The following is a 22,356-nucleotide window of genomic DNA, read 5'->3' as shown; positions in this document are numbered from 1 at the left end:
ACCCGCCAGTACCTGATCCGGCTGGCGGCATTAATGAAGTGAAAGGAAAAGCACCATGCGTCACCGTAACGGCCTCCGTAAACTCAACCGCACCAGCGCCCACCGCGCTGCCATGCTGCGCAATATGTGCGTGTCTCTGCTCGAGCACGAAGCCATCAAGACCACGGTCCCCAAGGCCAAGGAACTGCGCCGCGTCGTTGAGCCCCTGATCACGCTCGCCAAGGAACCCACGCTGGCCAACCGCCGCCTGGCTTTCGACCGCCTGCGCGACCGCGACATCGTCACCAAGCTCTTCAACGTGCTGGGCCCGCGCTTCGCGGCTCGTCCGGGCGGCTACACCCGCATCCTGAAGATGGGCTTCCGCGTCGGCGACAACGCGCCCATGGCTTTTGTCGAACTGGTGGATCGTCCGGAAGGCGAGACCGCTGGCGAAGCTGCCGAATAAGCTCAGCCCCGGCTGATCTGCAAAAGCCCGCCTCGTGCGGGCTTTTTTCATGCTGCGGCGGGTGGCGCGTCAGCCCCTTCCTACGTGATGGACAAACCTGGCCTGACGACGCCACCGCTCTGGTGGGCGCACAGTGGAACTCCAGCTTCCACTTCCCAGGAGCCCCGCCATGAGCCTGCATCCCACCATCTCCTCGTCCAAGGTCGAAGGCACTGCCGTCTACGACCTCGCCGGCGACAAGCTCGGCACCATCGACGACCTCGTCATCGACAAGCGCACCGGCCATGTGCGCTATGCCGCGCTGGAGTTCGGCGGCTTCCTGGGCGTCGGCACCGATCGCTATCCCTTGCCCTGGGACATGCTGAAGTACGACACCAGCAAGGATGGCTATGTCGTCAACCTGGACCGCGACCTCCTGACCGAGGCGCCCCGCTATGCGCATGGCCAGGCGCCCGAATACACCGACGACTATGGCCGCGGGGTGTACAGCCACTACGGTTTCAACTGGCAGTGACGCCATGAGCAAGCCCCATCTCGGCCGCAGTCACAACGCTCAGTCCGGCCCGGTGCAGCACGCCGCCAGCGAATTCGCCACCACCAAGGCCACACAGGGCCAGACGCTGACCAAGCAGGCCAAGCCACCGGCCCGCGAAGCCGATGGCACCGCGCGCGAAGCGCCCCAGGGCCCGCCGCAGCACAAGGTCTGACGAGTCGTCAGCGGCGCAGCGGCAGCCAATGCAGGGCGCCGTCACCGAGCACCGCGACCTGCGCCCCATGCCGGGCCAGGTCCGCGCGTCGCAGTGTCAGCGCACCGGTGAGGCCGCCAAACGCCGGCAGCACCAGGGCATGGGGGTAGTGCACGAAGCAGGGGCGGCGCAGGCGATCGCCGGCGCGGCTGGCGATGACGACGGCGGGATGCCAATGGCCCGCCAACGTGAAGCCGGGCATGCCGGGCGGCGGCGGCTCGTGGGCGGCCGTCAAGGGGCCTAACGGCAAGGCCGTGCTGACAGCCTGCAAAGGCAAACCCGGCGGGTGGATGCGCCGGTCGTGATTGCCCAGCACCAGCACCGTCGGCAGCCTTTGCGCGAAGTCGCTCACCGACTCCAGCAGCGCAGGCGTCAGCCCCTCAGCGCTGTGCCAGAAGTCGCCGAGCACCACCAGTCGTTCTGCGCCGTGTGACGTGGCCAGTGCTTCCAGCCGCGCCAGCGTCCGTGCGCTGCTGCCCGCCGGCACCGCTTGACCCTGGACGCGAAAAGCGGCGCCCTTGCCCAGATGCAGATCTGCGGCGAACAGCGTGCGAGCCGCGGGCCACCAGACCGCGCCATCCGGCAGCAGCCACAACGTTTCGCCGGCCGCCTCGATGCCGAGGTTCATCGCCGCCTCCGCCGCGCGCCGCTGCGTTGCTTCGGCGCCTTGTCGCTTTCCCGCCCGAAGGCCAGCTTCTCGCTGACGTCCTGCGGCGCTTCCCCACCACCCGCGGCGGCCTCCAGCTCAGCCAGCATGCGCGTGAGGCGCTGGGTCAGCGACTCGGTCGTCACACGCTCGCGCAGCATCTCCACCAGCAACGGAAAGGCCAAAGGCGAGGTCCGCGCGGGCCGCTGCAGATCCAGCGGCAGCGCGGCCAGCCGGTCCAGCGTGCGTGCGAGAGCATCCTCGTCCAACTCGGCCGACAGCAACTCCTCCTCGGCTTGGCGCAGCAGCCTGTTGCCGGGATCGTGCTGACGGAACACGTCGAAGTAGAGCGAGCTGGAGGCCTGCAGCTGGCGCTGGCTGCGCACCTCGCCGGGATGGCTCTGGAAGATCAGCCCCGAGATGCGCGCAATCTGCCGGAAGCGCCGCCGCGCCAGCTCGCTGGCATTGATGCTGGCCAGCACCTCCTGGCGCAGCGTGTCGCGGTCCACGGCCGCGAGCAGGCCGGGCAGGCGAGAAGCCCAATCGACATCGGTGGCGCTGAGCAGCTCCATGCCGTATTCGTTGATGGCTACGGTGAAGGTGGCCGGCGTATCGCGCCCGACCCGCCAGGCCAGCAGCCAGGCCAGGCCCAGGTGAACCGTCCGGCCGGCAAAAGGGTAGAGGAAGAGATGGTGCCCGTCCGCCGAGGTCTGCACCTCGGCCAGCAGTCGCTGCGGGCCGGGCAGGGCTGACCACTCGGCCTGCAGCTTCAGCAGCGGCGCGACAAAGCGCATCTCCTTGTCCACATAACGGCCCTGGGCCGCTTCGTCGAAGCGCTCCAGCATCGCGTCGGCCAGCGTGTCGGAGATGGGGAACTGCCCACCATTCCAGCGCGGCAGCAAGGCGCGACCGGGCTTGCCGACGCGCACATAGGCTGTCAGCCCCTCGACGCGCACCAGCTCCAGCGCCCGGCCGCCGAGCAGGAAGGCGTCGCCCGGCTTGAGCCGCGCGATGAAGTTCTCCTCCACGCTTGCGATGCGCCCGCCGCCGAGGAACTGCACGCTCATCATCGCGTCCGACACGATGGTGCCGATATTGCTGCGATGCCGCCGCGCCAGCCGCGCGTCCGGCACACGCCAGATGCCTTCCTCGTCGGGCACGACGCGTTGGAAGTCGGGATAGGCACGCAGGCTCTCGCCGCCATGGCGCACAAAGGCCAGGGCCCATTGCCAAGCTTCGTCGCTGAGGCCACGGTAAGACGGCGCGGAGCGGATCTCCGGCAACAAGTCTTCAGGGCGGAAACCACCGCCCAGCGCGATGGTCACCAGGTGCTGCACCAGCACGTCCAAGGGCGCGGCCGGTGCGTGCCGCGGCTCGATGCGGCCGGCCTGCACGGCCGCGCGCAGGGCCGAGGCCTCGACGATTTCCAGGCTGTGCGTCGGCACCAGGGTGACCTTGGAGCGCCGCCCCGGCGCGTGGCCGCTGCGGCCGGCGCGTTGCAGCAGCCGGGCCACGCCCTTGGCCGAGCCGATCTGCAGCACCTGGTCGACCGGCAGGAAGTCCACACCGAGGTCCAGGCTCGCCGTGCAGACCACGGCCTTGAGCTGGCCCGCCTTCATCGCCGCCTCCACCCAGCGGCGCAGCTCGGCGTCGATGGAGCCGTGGTGCAGGGCGATGGCGCCGGCCCAGTCCGGCCGCGCATCCAGCAGCGCCTGGAACCAGCGTTCGCTCTGCGAGCGCGTGTTGGTGAACACCAGGCTGCTGGCCGCCGCTTCGATCAGCTCGACCACGCCCGGCAGCATGGTCAGGCCCATGTGACCACCCCAGGCGAAGCGCTCGATGCGCTTGGGCAGCAGCGTGTCGATGACTATCTTCTTGTCCTGGGCGCCGCGCACCAGCACTGCATCCGGCGCCAGCACATCGCGCGCCTCGTCGAGATTGGCCAGCGTCGCCGACAGCCCCCAGGTCATCAGCGCCGGGTTCCAGCGCCTGAGCCTGGCGAGCGCGAGTTGCAGTTGCACGCCGCGCTTGCTGCCGAGCAGCTCATGCCATTCGTCGACAACGACGAGGCGCACGCGCTTCAGCACCTCCGGCGCATCGGCGCGCGACAGCATCAGGCTCAGCGACTCGGGCGTCGTCACCAGAGCGGTGGGCCAGCGGCGCTGCTGCGAGGCGCGCTCGCTGGTCGACGTGTCGCCGGTGCGCGCGGCCAGCGTCCAGTTTGGAGCCAGTGTGGAGGCCGCGTCCTGCAGGGCGAGCAGGGTGTCGTGACTGAGGGCCCGCATCGGCGTCACCCACAGTACGGTCAGCGGCGTCTCGCGCTCGCCGGCGAAAGCCTGCAGCGCGCCGAGCCAGACGGCCAGGGTCTTGCCGGAGCCGGTGGTGGCGTGGAGCAGGCCGGAGTGGCCCTGCTTCATCTCCTTCCAGACGGTTTTCTGGAAAGGGAAGGCCTTCCAGCCTTTGGTGGTGAGCCAGTCGGTGGTCGGGTTGCTCATGCCCGCACCTGCGTGACCCGTTGCATCGCGCCGGGAGTTCGCCCCGGCGGGCGACCTACTTTCTGAGCGACCAGAAAGTAGGCAAAGAGTCGCCCCCGAACCGCCCGCCCCTCAGCTTCGCAGCGGGGTGCCCTGCGGTGCGCCAATCTTGAGGCCCCGCGCAAAACTCCCGCCGCTACGCTCTGGTCAAACAGTTGCGCGGAGTCAGTTCTTGAAGCGAGCTTCGCTCGCGGCCTCAAGATCGTGCGCTCCTCGGCGGGCTCAAAGGGGGAGTGATTGAACAGCCAGCACCAGCCGGCTGTCGGGCTTGGCAGTCGGCTGCAGCGCCGTTCCAGAAAGCCGCTCAAGCGACCTCCATCAAGGCGCGCAGCGTGTCCAACGTATCCGCCTCCCACAACGGCTTGTCATCGCGTATCCGCAGCATGCGCGGAAACCTCACCGCGATGCCGCTCTTGTGCCGCGTGCTGGCCTGGATGCCCTCGAAGCCCAGTTCAAACACCATCGTCGGTCGCACGCGCCGCACCGGCCCGAACTTCTCCACCGTCGTCTTGCGGATCTCGCGGTCCACCCGCTTGATCTCCTCGTCCGTCAGCCCCGAATAGGCTTTCGCAAACGGCACCAGCGTCAGTTCACCACCGGTTGCGTCGAGAGCAGCTTCCGCCTCCGCCGCATCGCGCGGCGCGCGGTTCCAGACGGCGAAGCTGTAGTCGGTATACAGATTGGCTCGACGCCCATGGCCCGCCTGGGCGTAGATCAGCACGGCGTCGACGCTGAGCGGCGCTACCTTCCATTTCCACCACGCACCGACGGTGCGGCCGATGCCATAGGCCGAATCGCGGTGCTTGAGCATCAGCCCTTCGACACGCCGCTCGCGCGAGCCTTCGCGCGCAGCGGCCAGGCCAGCCCAGTCTGACGCTTCGACCAGCGGCGACGTCGCAATGCCCAGTTGCTCCAGCCGCGCGCGCCGTATATGCATCGGCTCCTGCCGTCGGTCCGCGCCTTCGCTCTCCAGCAGGTCATAGGCCAGCAGCCGCACCGGCGCCTCCGCCAGGATGGCCTTGCTGAGCTTGGTGCGGGCTATGCGTTTTTGCAGCAGCGCGAACGGCGCGGGCTCGGCCTCGCCATGCTTCCAAGCCAGCAGCTCGCCGTCGACGACGGTGCCATCGGGCCAGGTGCTGGCTTCCAGCACGACTTCCGGGAAGCGTTCCGTCACCAGCTCCTCGCCGCGCGACCAGATCCAGACCTGGCCGTCGCGCTTGACCACCTGGGCGCGGATGCCGTCGTATTTCCATTCCGCCAGCCAGTCGCCGCGCTCGCCCAGGGACGCCGGCTCGGCTTGCAGCGCATGCGCCAGAAAGAAGGGGTAGGGCTGGCCGCCGCGCGAGCCGCTGGTGTCCTCTTCCAGCAGTGCCTGGAAACGCTCGGCCGTGGGCGGCGTGTCGATCTGGGTGTAGCCCATCATGCGCTGGGCGATGCCGGCCGCGTCGGCGCCCGACCATTCGGCCAGGGCCCGCTGCACCAGCAGCTTGCTGACGCCGACCCGAAAGCCGCCGCCCACCAGCTTGACGAACATGAATCGCTCGTCGGCCGAGAGCCCGCGCCAGGCCGCCAGCACGCCCTCGCGGCGGCCGGCCATGTCCAACTGGCGCAGCGGCAGGATGCGACCCTCCATCCACTCGCTGAGCGGCTCGTCCAGCTTGTCCTCGGGGTCGGGCAGCACATAGGCGATGGCCTCGGCCAGGTCGCCGGTGGCGGCATAGCCGGCCTCGAACAGCCACTCGGGCAGGCCAGCCGCCTCGCAGGCCAGGGCGCGCAGCTCGCCGGTCGGCACAGCCCGGCGCGGTGTGCCGCCGGCCAGCAGATAGACGGCCCAGGCCGCGTCGCGTGCCGGCGCCTCGGCCAGGTAGCGCTTCAGCGCCGCCACCTTGGCCAGCGTCGAGGTGCTGGCGTCCAGGGCCAGGTAGAGGGCGACGAAGCGCTTCACGTATCGCCCCCCGGCTCATCGCCATACTCGGTCACGAAGGTCTCGGCCTGCAGGCCCTGTTCGGTCAGATAGCGCACCAGGGCCCCCTCGTCGCCATGCGTGACGATGACACGCTGGGCGCCTGTCGCGGAGATCGCCGACAGCAGCCCCGGCCAGTCCGCGTGATCGCTGAAGACAAAGCCGCGGTCCACGCTGCGCCGGCGTCGCGCGCCGCGCAGCCGCATCCAGCCGCTGGCGAAGGCATCGCTGTGCGGGCCCAGGGCCTTGGCCCAGCGGCTGTCCTGAACGGCCGGCGGCGCGATGACCAGGGCACCGCGCAGAGCCTTGAAGTTCGTCTCCGGCGTCACTGTTTCCACCTCGGACAGGGCGATGCCGGCGCCGCGGTAGGCCTCGTTCAGCCGGGCCACGGCTGCGTGCACCAGCACCGGCCCCGGCGCATCAGCCGTCGCCAGCCCAGCCACCAGGCGTTGTGCCTTGCCCAGGCTGTAGCCCATCAGGAGGGCGTGCTTGCCCTGGGCGGCACAGTCGGCCCACCAGGCGCGCATTTCGGCCAGCACCTCGGTCTGGGGTGCCCAGCGGTAGATGGGCAGGGCAAAGGTGGCCTCGGTGATGAAGACATCGCAGCGCACCGGCTCGAAGGGCGCGCAGGTGGTGTTGGCGTCGCCGGCGCCGCTGACGAAATAGTCGCCCGACACCACCCAGACCTCGCCACGGTGCTCCACCCGCACCTGGGCCGAGCCCAGCACATGGCCGGCGGGGTGCAGGCTGAGGCTCACCTCGCCCAGTTGTAACGATTCGCCATAGGCCAGGCCCTGGAAATTCATCTCGGGGCCGACCCGGGAGCGCATCAGCCCCTCGGCGTCGCGGTGGGCCAGGTAGGCACCGTGCCCTTCCCGGCAATGGTCGGCATGGGCATGGGTGATGACGGCGCGCTCCACCGGCCGCCAGGGGTCGATGTAGAAGCCCCCCGCCTCGCAGTACAGGCCCTCGGCGCGGCGGGTGATCAGGTCTGCCATGGCCCCAGTGTGCCCAGGTCGCCGCCGGCCCGCTGTCGGACGGGATCCGCTCATTCGTGGGGCGGATGGAACTCAATCGCCATCGCCGTGACTCATCCTCGGTACGACCGCCAGGTCATGCCCGCCGCCACTGCTCCGGACCCGACCTTGCAGCCCGATTCCCGCCACTGCCGTCGCTTGCCCTTGCGCCTCAGCCTGCTGGCTGCGCCATGGCTGGCCTGCGCTTCGGTCTGGGCCGCCGGTACGCCGCCCGTGGTGCCGACGCCGGCCGAACTGGCCCGCCCGCCCGAGACCACCCGCAATGCCGAACTGCCGCCGGAACGCCCGCCGGTGGCGCGCGAGCTTGGCAAGCCGGATGACGAGCTGAAGATCGACGTCACCGGTTACAGCCTGGCGCCCGACGCGCCGGCGGCGCTGCGTGAGGCCCTGCCGCGGCTGACGGCCGCCTTCGTCGGCAAGGAGCGTGGCTTCGAGGACCTGGTCAACGCTGCCAACGAGGTGACCCGCTTCCTGCAGCGCGACTTGGGGCTTTACCTCGGCTATGCCTACATCCCCGAGCAGGTCTTTGACGGCCAGACGGTGCGCATCGCCATCCTGGAAGGCCGGCTGGACCGCGTGGTGCTGAACTGGAGCGAGGGCCTGCCGGTGGACCGCGCGGTGGTCGAGGCCTATCTGGCGCGCCTGAAGCCGGGCGACGTGCTGACGGTGGACGCCGTCGAGCGCACGGTCTTCCTGATCAATGACCTGCGCGGCATCGTCACGCGCGCCGAGGTCAAGGCAGGGTCCGCGCCCGGCACGGCCGTTCTCGAATTCACGCCGCGTGCCGAGGCGCGCTACAGCGGCAGCGTCGACGGCGACCTGAACGGCTCCAAGTTCATCGGAGCCCAGCGCCTGGGCGCCCAGGTCGTCATGGCCAGCCCGCTGGGCCGGGGCGATGGCCTGTCGGCCTCGGCGCTCGCGTCGACCGGTGGCGGCCTGCTGTTCGCGCTGCTGGGCTACACCAGCCCCATCGGCGCCGACGGCTTCAAGGCCGGCGCCTCGCTGTCGGCGGTGCGCTACCAGCTCGACAAGAAGGAATTCCCCCTCGGCCTGGATGGCACGGGCACGACGCTGAACCTCTTCGCTCTCTATCCCTGGGTGCGTTCGCGCAACCTCAACCTGTTTGCACTGGGCGCCGTCGACGCCAAGTTCTATGTCGACAACGTCGCCGCCCTGTCGACGAAGAAGCGCGTGGACGACGCCAGCGTCGGCGTCAGCGGCGATTTCCGCGACAGCCTGCTGACCGGCAGCGTCAACACCTTCGAACTCAATCTGGCCCAGGGCCGGCTGAGCTTCGCCGCCGGGCCGCCGCCGAACAGCGACGATGCGGCCAGCTTCCGCAAGCTGACATTCGCCGGCTCGCGGCTGCAGAACGTGCTGAGCAACCGGCTGCTGGCCTACTTCACGATGCGCGGCCAGTGGGCTCTGTCCAACCTCGACTCGACCGAGCAGTTCCGTGCCGGTGGCCCCAACGGCGTGCGGGCTTTCGCGCCCGGCGAGGGCACGGGCGACAGCGGCCTGGTGGCCAGCCTGGAGCTGCGCTGGCTGCCGCCGGCCAGCCTGTTCGGACGCTGGGCCAACGAGCTGGTGCTGGCCGCCTTCTTCGACGGCGCCGCCATCCGCTACCGCCACGACCCCAACCTGGTGTTGCGCGAGCCCGGCTATGTCAACCGCGCCTATCTGGGCGGCGCCGGCCTGTCCCTGGTCTGGGCACGCAACAACGAATACGCCTTCCGCATGAGCCTGGCCAAGCCCACCCACGGCCACGCCGTCGGTGAGACCGAGACGCGCAAGCCGCGCCTGTATGCCCAAGGCTCCTGGAACTTCTGAACCATGCGCCGCCTGCAGCCTCTCGCCCTTGCCCTGTGCCTTGCGGTCGCCTATCCGGCGGTCCAGGCATTGCCCCAGGGTGCCCAGGTCGTGCAGGGCCAGGTTGCCATCAGCCCGGGGCTGATTCAGCAGGGCAGCGACAAGGCCATCGTCAACTGGCAGAGCTTCTCCATCGCGGCAGGCGAGGGCCTGCGCATCCAGCAGCCCGGCGTCAACTCGGTGCTGCTGAACCGTGTCGTCGGCGGTGACCCGTCGCTGATCCTCGGCCAGTTGCAGGCCAATGGCCGCGTCTTCCTGATCAACCCGCGCGGCATCGTCTTTGGCCGCGGCTCGCAGGTGGATGTGGGCGGTCTGGTCGCCTCCACGCTGGACCTGTCCGACACCGCCTTCGTCGCCGGCAACTACCGCTTCTCGGCGGGCAAGGATGCCGGCGCGCTGCAGGCCGACGGCAGCATCAACGCGCCGGGCGGCACGGTCGCCCTGGTGGCGCCTCAGCTCAACATGAGCGGCAGCATCGCGGCGCGCCGCGTCGGCCTCGCGGCGGCGTCCACGGTGCAGGTCGACGTGGAGGGCGACGGTCTCGTCCTCTTCAATCTGCGCAACGACGACAACCGTGACGTGGCGCTGAAGTTCAGCGGCCGCGTGCGGGCCGACGGCAGCGCCGAGCTGCGCGCCCAGGCCCGCGGCGGCGCTGCCGGCCAGGTGCTGAACATGGACGGCATCGTGCAGGCGCGGGGCTTCAGCCAGCAGGCTGGCCGCATCGTCATCGATGGCGGCACGGCCGGCATCACCACGGTCAACGGCAGCCTGGACGCCAGCGGCGAACGCGGGGGCGACATCACGGTGCTGGGCCAGAAACTCGCGCTGCTGGACGGCGCGCGACTGGACGCTTCGGGCCGCCTGGGTGGCGGCAGCCTGCAGGTCGGCGGCGGCTTCCAGGGCAGCGGCACCGAGCACAACGCCGAGCAGACCTGGATAGGCGCCGGCGCCGAATTGCGTGCCGATGCCACGGTCCAGGGCGACGGCGGCCGCATCGCCGTCTGGGCCGACGGCCGGACCGACATGCTCGGCCGCATCTCGGCCCGCGGCGGCGTGCTCGGCGGCAATGGCGGCATGATCGAGACCTCGGGCAAGCAGCGGCTCAACCTGCTCGGCAGCGTCGATGCCAGCGCGCCGCTGGGGCGGCCGGGCCAGTGGCTGCTCGACCCCAACGACGTCGTCATCAAGAGCAACAGCGGCACCAACACCAATGTCGGCGCCGCGCCGAACTTCGCCAGCACCGACGACGCGGCCGTGGTCGACGTCGGTGCCCTCGACACCGCGCTGACCGGCGGCACGTCGGTGACGGTGCAGACCACCTCGTCCGGCACCAATGCCCAGCAGGGCGACATCGACGTGCAGGCCGCCATCGTCTCCACCGGCGCGGCCACGCTGAACCTGATCGCGCTGCGCAACATCACGTTCAGCACGGGCAGCATCGGTGCCGGCACGGGGGCCCTGAACGTCAGCCTGCAGGCCGGCGGCGCCATCACCGGCAGCAGCCTCAACACCGGCGGCGGCACGCTCAGCGCCACCAGCTCCGGCGCGGGCACCATCGCGCTGGGCAGCGTCACCAGCACGGGGATGACCCTTGGCAGCGCCGGCGGTGACATCGTGCTGCCCAGCGGCACGGTGACAGGCAATGTCAGCGTCACCACCAGCGGCGGCGGGGCCATCACCCAGGCCGGGGCTCTGTCGGTCAGCGGCACGACGGGCGTCACGACGGGCTCCGGAAATATCACGCTGACGGCCTCCGGCAACAACCTGCAAGGTGCCGTCAGCCTGACGACGACCGGCGTCAGCCAGATCAGCAATGCCAGCGGCAATGCGCTGACGCTGGGCACGCTGAACACCCATGCCCTGACGGCCACCGCGACGGCCGCCAACCTGAACCTCGGCAGCGGCACCGTCACCGGCAGCCTCAACGCGACGACGACGTCGACCGGCACCATCACCCAGGGCGGTGCGCTGACGGTGACGGGCACCACGACGCTGGGCAACGGCAGCGGCAACATCACGCTGGCCTCGGCCAACGACCTGCAGAACACGGTCAACCTCACGACCACCGGCAGCGCGCAGATCGTCAACGCCAGCGGCAAGGCGCTGAGCCTGGGCACGCTGAGCACCGGCGGCCTGACCGTCAGCACCGGCAATGCCAATCTCGACCTGGGCAGCGGCAGCATTGGTGGCAACCTCAGCGCCACGACCAGCGGCACCGGCACCCTCACGCAGAGCGGTGCACTGACGGTGACCGGCACGACCGACCTGAACAGTGGCAGCGGCAACATCACGCTGACCACCGCCGGCAACGACCTGCAGGGCGCGGTCGGCGTCGCTTCCACCGGCAGCACCCAGCTCAGCAACGGCAGCGGCAAGTCGCTGACCCTGGGCCTGCTGAACACCCACGACCTCACCGTCACTGCCGCCAACGGCAGCCTGGGCCTGGGCAGCGGCTCCGTCACCGGCGCCCTCAGCGCGACGCTGACGGGCAGCGGCACGATCACGCAGGCCGGCGCACTGACGGTGACCGGCGGCACGACGCTGAGCAATGGCAGCGGCAACATCATGCTGACCTCGGCCAACGACCTGCAGGGCGCGGTGGACATCACCACCACCGGCAGCACGCAGATCAGCAACGGCAGCGGCAAGGCGCTGACCCTGGGCAGCCTGAGCACCCGTGACCTCACCGTCAGCACCAGCGGCGCGGCGCTGGCCCTGGGCAGCGGCACCGTCACCGGCGCCCTCAGCGCGACGACCACCGGCACGGGCACCCTCACGCAAGGCGGCACGCTGACCGTGACGGGCACGACCAGCCTGAGCAATGGCAGCGGCAACATCACGCTGACCACGGCCGGCAACGACTTCCAGGGCGCCGTCAGCATCACCAGCACCGGCGCCACCCAGCTCAGCAATGCCAACGGCAACAACCTGACCCTGGGCACGCTGAACACCGGCGCCCTGACCGTCAGCGCCGACCATGCCAATCTCGTGCTGGGCAGCGGCAGCGTGGGCGGCAACCTCAGCGCGACGACGACCCACAGCGGCACCCTCACGCAGAGTGGCGCGTTGACGGTGACGGGCACGAGCAGCCTCAGCAATGGCAGCGGCGACATCACGCTGAGCTCGGCCAACGACCTGCAGGGCGCCGTCAGCGTCACGACCACCGGCACGACGCAGATCGCCAACGGCAGCGGCAAGGCCCTGACCCTGGGCACGCTGAGCGTGCGCGACCTGACGGTCAGCACCAGCGGCGCCGATCTGGGCCTGGGCAGCGGCGCCATCAACGGCAACCTCAGCGCGACGACGACCGGCACCGGCGCGATCACGCAAGGCGGTGTGCTGACGGTGACCGGCACCAGCGGCCTCAGCAGCGGCAGCGGCGGCATCACGCTGGCAGCGGCCAACGACCTGCAGGGCGTGGTGAGCGTCACCAGCACCGGCAGCAGCCAGATCGTCAACGGCAACGGCAAGGACTTGCTGCTGGGCACGCTGAACAGCGGCGCGCTGACGGTCAGCACCAGCAATGCCGACATCGACCTCGGCAGCGGCACGGTGGGCGGCAACCTCAGCGCGACGACGACGGGCACGGGCCGTCTCACGCAAAGCGGTGCCCTCGCGGTCACCGGCACCAGCAGCCTCAGCAATGGCAGCGGCAACATCACGCTGATCTCGGGCAACAACCTGCAGGGCGCTGTCAGCGTCACGACGACGGGCACGACGCAACTCAGCAATGCCAGCGGCAATGCATTGACGCTGGGCACGCTCAGCGTTCGTGCCCTGACGGTGAGCACGAGCAATGCGGCACTGGGCCTGGGCAGCGGCAGTGTCAACGGCAATCTCAGCGCCACCACCACCGGCACCGGCGCCATCGCCCAGAGCGGCGCGCTGACGGTGACCGGCACCACGGGATTGAGCAATGGCAGCGGCAATATCACGCTGAACGCGGCCAACGATCTGCAGGGTGTCGTCGGCATCACGACGACGGGCGCGACGCAGATTGCCAACGGCAGCGGCCGTGCGCTGACCCTGGGCACGCTGAGCACGCGTGCGCTGACGGCCAGCACCGCCAACGCCCATCTGGTGCTGGGCAGCGGCAGCGTCACCGGCAACCTCAGCGCCACGACGACGGGCACCGGCACCCTCACCCAGAGCGGGGCGCTGACGGTGACGGGCACCACGGCCCTGAGCAATGGCAGCGGCAACATCACGCTGATCTCGGGCAACAACCTGCAGGGCGCCGTCAGCGTCACCACCACCGGCAGCACCCAGCTCGCCAACGCCGGCAGCAACGCGCTGACCCTGGGCACGCTGAGTACCCACGACCTCAGCGTCAGCACGGGCGGCGGCGCGCTCAACCTCGGCAGCGGCAGCATCACCGGCACGCTGGGCGCCAGCAGCAGTGGTGGTGCCATCAGCCAGACCGGCGCGCTGTCGGTCAGCGGCATCGCAACGCTGAACGCTACCACGGCGGGCGACATCAGCCTGCCCAACACCAGCAACCAGTGGCATGGCCTCCACCTCGTCGGCAACTCGCTGGACCTGCGCTCCGGCGGCGACCTCGAGATCCTCAGCCTGACCCAGCCCGCCAACCGCGCGCTGACGCTGTCGGCCGGCGCCAACCTCATCCTCGGCCCGGTCGCCAGCATCAACACCGGCACGGCCGACCTGGTGCTGACCAGCGGCGCCAGCTTCACCATGGGCGGCGTCGTCGCCGGCCACAACGTCGAGCTGAACGCCCAGACCGGCCTCAGCCTCGGCCAGAACATCACGGCCAGCGGCACGCTGAAACTGACGACGGCCAGCGGCGACGTCAACCAGACCGGCGGCATCATCCAGGCGACTGGCGCCACCACGGTATCGGCCGGCGGCTCCAACATCATCCTGAACCAGGCGGGCAACCATTTCACCGGGGCTGTCAGCCTCAGCGGCGCCACGAGTGGCGTGACCGACAGTGGCGCCCTGACCCTGGGCACGCTGAACACAGGGGACCTGACGGTCACGTCGAGTGGCGCCCTCAACCTGGGCCAGGGGACGGTCAACGGCACGCTGAATGCGATCAGCAACGGTCGCGCCATCACCCAAACCGGTGGGCTGACGCTGACCGGCGCCACGACCCTGGACGCCGGCAGCGCCGACATCACGCTGAACCAGACCGGCAACGACCTGCAGGGCGCCATCACGGCCACCAGCGGCGCGCTGTCGCTGCGCAGTGCCGCCAACCTCAACCTCTTTGCCCTGACCCAGACGCCCAACAAGGGCCTGGAGCTGGAAGCCGGCGGTACCCTCGTGCTGCCGGCCGGCACGAGCAATATCGACACCGGCACCGAAGCGCTGACCCTGTCCAGCGGCGGCGTCTTCGCCACCTTCGGCACGCTCAAGGGCGGCGCGATCACGCTCAAGGGCCAGTCGGCCACGCTGGGCCATGACATCACGGCCAGCGGCGCCCTCGTCGTGACCACGACGGACGCCGCCACCGGCACCATCGACCAGACCGGCGGCCGCATCAGCGTCGGCGGCACCAGCAGCTTCACCGCGGCCGGCAACCAGGCCATCACGCTGAACGCGGCGGCCAACCAGTTCACCGGCGCGGTCTCCCTAACCGGTGGCGACACGCTGATCAACAACCTCGGTGCCCTCGTCGTGGGCGGCGGCAGCATCACCGGCAGCCTCGGCGCCACCAGCACCGGCGCGATCACGCAGTCCGGCGGCCCGCTGGGCGTGACGGGCGTCGCCAGCTTCGATGCCGGCGGTGCCGACATCACGCTGGACAACCTTGGCAACAGCTGGGGCGGTGCGGTCGCGCTGGCCGGCAGGAACCTGGTGTTCAAGGGCAGCAGCGCCGTCACCCTGGCCCATGTCAGCGCGACGGCGCTCGCGTTGACGACCAGTGGTGCGGTCAGCCAGGGCGCGGGCGCCACCATCGGCGTGACCGGCGCCCTGAGCGTGGATGCGGGCAGTGGTGCCATCAACCTGGCCAACAACGGCAACCAGCTGGGCGGCACGGTCGCGCTGAAGGGCGGCGCGACCCAGGTCAAGACCTCCGGCGCGCTGACCCTGGGCGCGCTGGACACGGGCGACCTGACGGTGAACGCCACCGGTGCGACCAGCCTCGGCCACGGCACGATCAGCGGCAACCTGAGCGCCACCAGCGGCAATGGCGTCATCACCCAGGCGGCGGGTGGCCTGAGCGTGACCGGCACCGCCAGCATCAATGCCGGCACGGCCGACATCACGCTGAACGACGCGGCCAACAGCTGGACGGGCGCGGTCGGCCTGACGGGCCGCGACGTGCGCCTGACCGGCAGTGGCGCCATCGCGCTGGGATCGGTCGGCATCCGCTCCCTCGTGTTGAAGGCCGGCGGCGCCGTGACCCAGGGTTCGCCGCTGAGCCTGACCGGCGCGCTGAACGTGGATGCTGGCAGCGCCGCCATCACGCTGAACGACAGCAGCAATCTGCTCAGTGGCCTGGTCACGCTCAAGGGCGGCGCCACCGACGTGCGGACCTCAGCCGGCCTGACCCTGGGCGCGCTGGACACAGGCGACCTGACGGTGCGCGCCACCGGCCCGCTGAACCTGGGCCAGGGCAGCGTCGCCGGCGACCTCGTCGCCAACAGCGGCAATGGCGCCATCACCCAGACCGGGGCCTTGCACGTGACCGGCGCCGCCGGCTTCACCTCGGGCAGCGGCAACATCACGCTGTCCAACTCGGGCAACCAGTTCCTCGGTGCGCTGAGCCTGACCGGCAATGCGGTGACCATCTTCAACCAGCCCAGCCTGAACTTCGGCACGCTGAGCTTCAACAGCCTGGACGCCACCAGCAACGGCGGCATCGTGCTGGGCAGCGGCAGCCTTAGCGGCACGCTGACGGCCAAGGCCCTGGGCGGCGCCATCACACAGATCGCCGGCGGCCTCACCGTCGCCGGCAATGCCACGCTGCAGGCCAGCACCGGCATCACGATGACGCAGGCCAATCACTTCAATGGCACCGTCAATCTGAGCGGCGGCACCAGCTCGCTGACGAACGCCGGCAATCTGCGCCTGGGCACGCTGGCCACTGCCGGCCTGACGCTGAACGCCAGCGGCACGCTGGATCTGGGCAGCGGCAGCGTCGGCGGTGCGCTGAGCGCCGTCAGCACCGGGGCCATCAGCCAGACCGGCGCCCTGTCGGTGACCGGCACCTCCAGCTTCAATGCCGGCAGCGCCAGCATCACGCTGGGCCAGGCCGGCAATGCCTTCACCGGCAGCGTGGACCTGCACGGTGGCACCACCCTCATCACCGGCACCGGTGCGCTCAGTCTGGGCAACCTCAACGTGACGGGGCTGACGGTCTCGTCGGCCAGCACGCTGCGCCTCGGCACAGGCACGGTGAGCGGCAACCTCAACGCCACGAGTGCCAGCAACATGTCGCAGGCCGCCGGCGGTCTGGCGGTGGGCGGGACGGCCACGCTGAATGCGGGCGGCGCCAACATCAATCTCGGCGAAGCGGGCAATGCCTTCGCCGGCGCGGTCAACGTGAGCGGCGGCGATGTGACGCTGAACAACGGCGGCGCCCTGCATCTGAGCAGCTTCACCGCGCATGACCTCAGGGCCAGCGCCGGCGGCGATCTCGACCTCGGCGGCGGCACCGTGAGCGGCGAACTCACGGCCACCACGCGCGGCAGCACCATCAGCCAGTCGGGTGCGATGACGGTCATCGGCGTGGCCAATTTCGTCGCCGACGGCAGCCTGGCCAGCCTGGTGCTGGACCAGGCGGGCAACCAGCTGGTCGGTGGCATCACCATGCGCGGCATCAATGGCGGCAGCTTCGCCAGCGCCAATATCAGCAGTGCGCTGGATCTGAGCTTCAGCGGCGACGTGACGACGCTGACGCTGAACAGCGGCGGCGTGCTGACGCTGGGCGGTGGCCACAGCACCACGCTGACCGCCGGCGCGGGCCGGGGCATCGTGTTGACCGGGCCGCTGGAGGTCAGCGGCCTGATGACGCTGATTGCCAATGGCGGCGCGGGAGTGACGGTCGACATGGCCACCCGGACCGCAGGCAATGACTTCAAGGAGGTCCAACTCAGGGGCGTGGGCGGCGGCAGCTTCGGCCTGGTGCAGTTGCGCGACGGCGATGGCACCCGCCACGACGGCCTCAAGGTCAGCGGCGATGCCGGCCAGCTGGAAATCACCTCGGCCGGCGCGCTGGAACTGGGCGGCGGCAGCTACGGCAGCCTGACGGCCGACACCGCCGCGACCGGCGCCGCCATCACGCAGAGCGGCGCGCTGTCGGTGTCCGGCCTGACGACGCTGAAGGCCGGCGGCGGCGACGTCACGCTGAACCGCACCGACAACAACCTGCGCGCCTTCACCATCCAGAGCGCCGGCATCGCCAGCCTGGCCAGCCTCGGCGACTACACCATCAATGCCAGCAGCGTGTCCCGGCGTCTGGAGCTGGGCGGGGCTGGCGCCATCCGTCTGACAGGTCCCCTGTCGGGCGCGGGTGAGCTGGTCATGAAGGGCAGCGGTAACCTGACCATCACGGCGGCGCAGACCTACAGCGGCGGCACGCGCATCGAGTCCGGCACCGTCGTGCTGCAAGGCGCGACAGCCCAGGCCGGCAGCGGCCCGGTGCAGCTGGGCGCCAACGGCCAACTGGACCTGCGCGACGGAGCCGTCATGAACGCCGAGCTGATCGCCAAGGGCGGCAAGGTGCTGAACGGCTCGGGCACCGGTACCCTGGCTGGTGCGGTCACGCTGAAAGCCTTAACGCGCTTCCAGCCCGGTGCGGGCGGGCTGACGATCAGCGGCAGCATCGATGATGGCGGGGCCGGCTTCGGCCTGGGCATCGTCGGCACCGGCACGCTGACGCTCTCCGGCAGCAACCACTACAGCGGCCTCACCGACATCGCCTCTGGCACGCTGCGGGCCACCGGCCTCGGCTCGCTGTCCTCGGCCAGTGCCATCCAGCTGGCCGGTGGCGCCGTGCTGAGCCTGGGCCGGGACCAGACCGCCGGCTCGCTGAGCGGCGCCGGTCGCGTCGAACTCGGCAGCTTCATCCTCTCGACCGGGGCTGACGGCAAGGACAGCAGCTTCAGCGGCAGCTTCAACGGCAGCGGCGGCCTGACCAAGCTCGGCAACGGCCGCTTCACGCTGAGCGGCAGCAATCTCCATACCGGCGCGACGCGCGTGGCGGCGGGTGAGCTGGTGCTGGCCAGCGCCACGGCGCTGAACGACATCACGGCCGTGACGGTGGATGCCAACGCCACGCTGACGGTGCAGCAAAGCCTCAACCTCGGGTCGCTTGCCGGTGCGGGCACGGTGGACGTGCAGGCGCCGCTGCTGGGTGTCGGCAGCAACGGCAGCAGCACGCGCTGGGACGGTTCCATCATCGGTCCCGGCGGCCTGGCCAAGCTGGGCACCGGCACCTTCACGCTGGCGGGCCACAACACGCTGGCGGGCGATCTGCAGGCCAATGCCGGCACGCTGCAGCTCGAAGGCCCGGGGGCTGTCACGCCGCTGGCGGCTGGCGCCGCGACGGGCCCGGTCGTGCCGACGTCCGCGGGCGTCAGTGTGGCCACGGGCGCGACGCTGGAGCTGCTGACCGACATCGAACTCGGCGCCCTCAGCGGCACCGGCCAGGTGCAGCTCAACACCAACACGCTGACCCTCGGCGCCAGCGGCCGCAGCAGCCGTTTCGACGGCGTCATGGCCGGCAGCGGCGGCCTGACCAAGGCGGGCAGCGGCAGCTTCACGCTGGGCGGCGCCAACCTCTACAGCGGCGCGACGCGCGCCAGCGGTGGCAGCCTGGTGCTGGCCGCCGCCCAGGCCCTGGCCGCCACCAGTGCCCTCGTCATCGATGCCCCGGCCCAGGTCCAGGTCAATGCCCGCCAGACCGTCGCTTCGTTGAGCGGCAACGGCAGCCTGGTGCTGAATGGCGCGTCCCTGGCGGCCGGTGCCGATGGCGGCGACAGCCGCTTCGACGGTGTCGCCAGCGGCAGCGGCGGCCTCATCAAGCAGGGCCGCGGCACGCTGACGCTGACGGCGGCGCAGGGCAATGCGGGCACCACCGTCATCGAGGCCGGCGCGCTGCAGCTGAGCGGCAATGGCGCCCTGGGTGCGGGCGAGATCCAGAACCAGGGCGAGCTGCGCCTGTCGCGCAGCGACGCGCTGACGCTGGACCAGGCCATCAGCGGTCGCGGCAGCGTCGTCATCACCCAGGGCCAGGTGACGCTGAACAATGCCACCAGCAACTACAGCGGTGCCACTCAGGTCCTGGGCGGCAGCCTGATCACGACGGCGGCGGAGCGCCTGTCCGATGCCAGTGCCGTGCAGGTGGCCGCCGCCGCCCAGCTGCAGCTCGGCGGCAACGAGACCATCGCCTCGTTGCAGGCGGCTGGCAGCGTCAAGCTGGCCGGCAACCTGACCACCCAGGCCGAGCAGGTCTACACCGGCAGCCTGACCCTGAGCAATCCGGCCGGCTTGACGTTGACCGGCACGCTGATCGACGCCAGCCGCAGCAGCAACCAGTTCGGCGGCGCGCCCTTGGGCCTTGCCGGCGGCCAGGCCCTGGTGACGGTCAAGGACAGCCTGCAGCTCGGTGATGTGAACCTCAGCAACGGTGGCCGCATCGAGGCCGACCGTCTGGCTGTCAACGGCAAGCTGCAGCTCACCGGTGGCAGCCTGGCCCTGGTGGCCAAGGCCGCGCCCGACGATGCCAAGGCCACCGCGCAGGGGACCGCCCAGGTGCCGGTGGCTGGTCTGCCCCTGGCCATCGCCGAAGCGACGGTGCAGCAGGGCAGTGCCAGCACCATCACGGTGGCCGAGAACGCCAAGCTCGAGGTGCAGGCCAGCGGCGGCGGCTCGGTCGTGCTGGGCCAGGATGCCAACAGCTTCAAGGGCCAGTTGTCGGTCCTCAGCGGCGCGAACTTCAACACCGCCTGGGCGCCCAATGCCAAGGCCGGCCAGGCCGTGCAGTCGCAGGTCAAGGTGTCAGGCCAGCAGGTCATGGTGGGAGGCGGCGGCATCGAGGCCGACCTGATCTATATCCGCGCCGACCAGCTCGCCACGGCGGGCGACGCCAAGCTGGTCGCCCGCATGCCCTTCGACGAGATCGTGCTGGGCAAGGCCCTGTCGGCGCCATCCCTGGTGCTGGAGCTGGCCCCCGGTGCGTTCGGCACGCCCGGCAGCTTCGGCTCCATCAATGGCCAGCCCATCCGCGTCGAGGTCGGCGCGACGGTGACGGGCAATCGCACGACGGGGCCGAATGCCGGCTATGTGAGCCTGCTGCCCAAGGCCGGCGCCCAGGGTTCCACGGCTGTCGTGCTGGTCGGCCCCGAGGTCGGCAGCGCGCCGGCCAGTGGCGGCCCGGGCTATCGCTTCTTCCACGATGGGGCCAGTCAGGCAACGGAGATCCCGGTGGTCTATAACGGCGTCTTGCCGCTGACGCCGGCGGCCTCCGGAGCCCTGTCCTCCATCAACGGCGACGCCGAGGACGCCCGCCGTGCCCGCTTCCAGGAGACCGTGCGCACCGAGAACGTGACGGTGCGCCTGCGTTCCGGCGTCATCGCCGAGGTCGGCCCTGGTCGGCCGTCCACCCAAGGCAGTGAAGGCGCCAAGCCGCCCGAGCTGTGCGACCCCGCGGCCCAGCCGGTGCTGAGCTGCAAGCCTGCGAATCCATGAGCCTTTCGTCTGCCTCCCCTGTTCCGCGCCTGGCCCGCCGCCGCTTCCTGTGGGGCTCGCTGCTGGCCACCGGCCTGGCCGTGCGCCCGATCGCGCGCGCCGATGCCGCCGCCGACTCGCAGCTGCCCAGCACCGAGATCCGCCTGGCCCTGCTGCTGGGCAACCGCAACTACCCGCAGCCCTTCGACCTGCCGCCGATCCCGAAGAACCTGCGCGACCTGGAGGCGGTGCTGGAGAGGCGCGGCTTCAAGGTCACGTCGGCCCTGGACCTGGACCTGCCGGCCGCGCGCCGCGCGCTGGAGGCCTTCATCGCCGAGGCGGCGGCCAGCCCCGCGGATGCGACGGTGTTCTTCTACTTCAGTGGCCATGGTGTGCAGGTGGACGCGTCCAATCTGCTGCTGCCGGCCGGGCTCAATCCGTCGTCCAAGGGCGAGCTGCTGCAGAACAGCAGCGTGCAATTGCTCAGCGACGTGGTGCGCCGCCTGCCGCCGCGGCGCGACGGCATGGTCATCGCCGTCGTCGACGCCTGCCGCACGGGGCTGCGCGCCGGCGAGGTGGTCGGCCTCAACCAGGTCGAGGCGCCGCCCGGCTGCCTCATCACCTTCTCCACCGGCGCCGGCAAGCCGGCCATCGCGCCGGCTGTCGAGACGCAGAACACCTTCTACACGGGCAGCCTGGTCAAGCTGATGGGCAGCGTGTCCGACCAGACCACCTTCCCCGAGCTGATGCAGCTGGTGCGCAGCGATGTGCGCGAGACCATGCTCAACCACCCGGTGGCCGCCATCCGCCAGCTGGCGCAAGACCCCTTCATCGCCGACCACACCCGCGTGCGCCTGACCGTCGAGCCCAAGCGCGCCGGCGCGGCCACGCCCGCCGTGCCCGACATCGACGAAGAGGCCGAGCTGAAGAAGCTGGAGAAGCTGGCCTGGCCGGCCGAGGTGCTGCAGGTGGCCGAGGCCTTCCTGAAGGCGCGGCCCGAGAGCCCCTTCGCGCCGGGCGTGCAGGTCGCACGCGACGGCGCGCGCACGGCGGTCAAGGCCTTGCAGCGCAGCGATGTGCGCCTCTACCGTGCCGCCTTTGCGCTGAACGACGACATGCCCACCGACCAGCGCCAGGACCTGCTGCGCTGCGGCCGCGGCGACAAGGACGCGGCGGCCCGCATGGCCTGGCGCTCCAAGGGCGGCAGCAGCGGCGCCAGCTTCGGCAGCGGCTATGGCGGCGCGTCGGCCACGCAGTCGCGTTACGAAGGCTGGATGCAGTTCGCCGTCGCCCTGGGCAACGGCATTGCCAGCTACGAGCTGGCCCTGCATTTCCGCAACACCGGCCAGCCCTTGCTGGCCTCGCAGTTCGAGGCCCGAGCCCGCGACCTCGGCTACACCCCGCCGCCCGATCTGGACAACGTCCGCAAGTAACGAGCACGGCTGCTTGGTATTCGGGCCGAGCGCTGGGCCGCTC

Annotated in this window: 10 protein-coding genes; 6 read left to right on the top strand and 4 right to left on the bottom strand. The window is 70.4% G+C overall.

The genetic code is table 11. The features are described 5' to 3' along the window. Positions 1 to 55: 55 nt before the first annotated feature. The 3 genes from rplQ (at position 56) to ACS5PN_RS28270 (ending at position 1,152) form a co-directional block, all read left to right on the top strand. Positions 56 to 445 (top strand): 50S ribosomal protein L17, encoded by a 390-nt coding sequence (rplQ, locus tag ACS5PN_RS28280; protein WP_439467381.1) that lies wholly within the window; start codon positions 56 to 58, stop codon positions 443 to 445. Between the two features lie 169 nt (positions 446 to 614). Further along, positions 615 to 959: a PRC-barrel domain-containing protein gene (locus ACS5PN_RS28275; protein WP_439467380.1), complete on the top strand. Its 345-nt coding sequence runs from the start codon at positions 615 to 617 to the stop codon at positions 957 to 959. A gap of 4 nt (positions 960 to 963) precedes the next feature. Further along, positions 964 to 1,152, top strand: coding sequence for a hypothetical protein (locus tag ACS5PN_RS28270; RefSeq protein WP_439467379.1), 189 nt, complete (start codon positions 964 to 966; stop codon positions 1,150 to 1,152). A 7-nt stretch (positions 1,153 to 1,159) separates the two neighbouring features. Here ACS5PN_RS28270 and pdeM read toward each other — a convergent pair whose 3' ends face one another. From pdeM to ACS5PN_RS28250, 4 genes are all read right to left on the bottom strand, one after another. Next, on the bottom strand, positions 1,160 to 1,819 hold the full coding sequence (gene pdeM / locus ACS5PN_RS28265) for a ligase-associated DNA damage response endonuclease PdeM (protein ID WP_439467378.1): 660 nt from the start codon (positions 1,817 to 1,819) through the stop codon (positions 1,160 to 1,162). Then, the gene (locus tag ACS5PN_RS28260; RefSeq protein ID WP_439467377.1) at positions 1,816 to 4,332 is read right to left on the bottom strand and encodes a ligase-associated DNA damage response DEXH box helicase; all 2,517 of its coding nucleotides are present in this window, start codon (positions 4,330 to 4,332) and stop codon (positions 1,816 to 1,818) included. The genes pdeM and ACS5PN_RS28260 overlap by 4 nt, the downstream gene beginning before the upstream one ends. 343 nt (positions 4,333 to 4,675) lie before the next feature. Continuing rightward, complete coding sequence (locus tag ACS5PN_RS28255) at positions 4,676 to 6,316, bottom strand: ATP-dependent DNA ligase (protein WP_439467376.1); 1,641 nt, start codon at positions 6,314 to 6,316, stop codon at positions 4,676 to 4,678. Continuing rightward, entirely contained in the window at positions 6,313 to 7,332 is a 1,020-nt protein-coding gene (locus tag ACS5PN_RS28250; protein WP_439467375.1) for a ligase-associated DNA damage response exonuclease, read from the bottom strand. The genes ACS5PN_RS28255 and ACS5PN_RS28250 overlap by 4 nt, the downstream gene beginning before the upstream one ends. 147 nt (positions 7,333 to 7,479) lie before the next feature. On the opposite strand from ACS5PN_RS28250, the gene ACS5PN_RS28245 reads away from it, so the two are divergent. The 3 genes from ACS5PN_RS28245 to ACS5PN_RS28235 are packed head-to-tail and all read left to right on the top strand — an operon-like array spanning position 7,480 to position 22,313. Then, on the top strand, positions 7,480 to 9,201 hold the full coding sequence (locus ACS5PN_RS28245) for a ShlB/FhaC/HecB family hemolysin secretion/activation protein (protein WP_439467374.1): 1,722 nt from the start codon (positions 7,480 to 7,482) through the stop codon (positions 9,199 to 9,201). A gap of 3 nt (positions 9,202 to 9,204) precedes the next feature. Then, positions 9,205 to 20,901 (top strand): two-partner secretion domain-containing protein, encoded by an 11,697-nt coding sequence (locus ACS5PN_RS28240; RefSeq protein WP_439467373.1) that lies wholly within the window; start codon positions 9,205 to 9,207, stop codon positions 20,899 to 20,901. Next, positions 20,898 to 22,313, top strand: coding sequence for a caspase family protein (locus ACS5PN_RS28235; RefSeq protein ID WP_439467372.1), 1,416 nt, complete (start codon positions 20,898 to 20,900; stop codon positions 22,311 to 22,313). Before ACS5PN_RS28240 ends, ACS5PN_RS28235 begins: the two co-directional genes overlap by 4 nt. Positions 22,314 to 22,356 lie beyond the last annotated feature (43 nt).

The sequence above is a fragment of the Roseateles sp. NT4 genome, from assembly GCF_051857475.1.
Lineage (GTDB): Bacteria > Pseudomonadota > Gammaproteobacteria > Burkholderiales > Burkholderiaceae_C > Pelomonas.
Note: the sequence above shows the minus strand (reverse complement) of the source record. Positions and strands in the feature narration are given on the sequence as shown.

Bases quoted from the DNA above. Each gene is read 5' to 3' on its own strand.
- ACS5PN_RS28275 (WP_439467380.1), top strand. From the start codon at position 615: ATGAGCCTGCATCCCACCATCTCCTCGTCCAAGGTCGAAGGCACTGCC.
- ACS5PN_RS28235 (WP_439467372.1), top strand. From the start codon at position 20,898: ATGAGCCTTTCGTCTGCCTCCCCTGTTCCGCGCCTGGCCCGCCGCCGC.
- ACS5PN_RS28270 (WP_439467379.1), top strand. From the start codon at position 964: ATGAGCAAGCCCCATCTCGGCCGCAGTCACAACGCTCAGTCCGGCCCG.
- pdeM (WP_439467378.1), bottom strand. From the start codon at position 1,819: ATGAACCTCGGCATCGAGGCGGCCGGCGAAACGTTGTGGCTGCTGCCG.
- rplQ (WP_439467381.1), top strand. From the start codon at position 56: ATGCGTCACCGTAACGGCCTCCGTAAACTCAACCGCACCAGCGCCCAC.
- ACS5PN_RS28250 (WP_439467375.1), bottom strand. From the start codon at position 7,332: ATGGCAGACCTGATCACCCGCCGCGCCGAGGGCCTGTACTGCGAGGCG.
- ACS5PN_RS28240 (WP_439467373.1), top strand. From the start codon at position 9,205: ATGCGCCGCCTGCAGCCTCTCGCCCTTGCCCTGTGCCTTGCGGTCGCC.
- ACS5PN_RS28260 (WP_439467377.1), bottom strand. From the start codon at position 4,332: ATGAGCAACCCGACCACCGACTGGCTCACCACCAAAGGCTGGAAGGCC.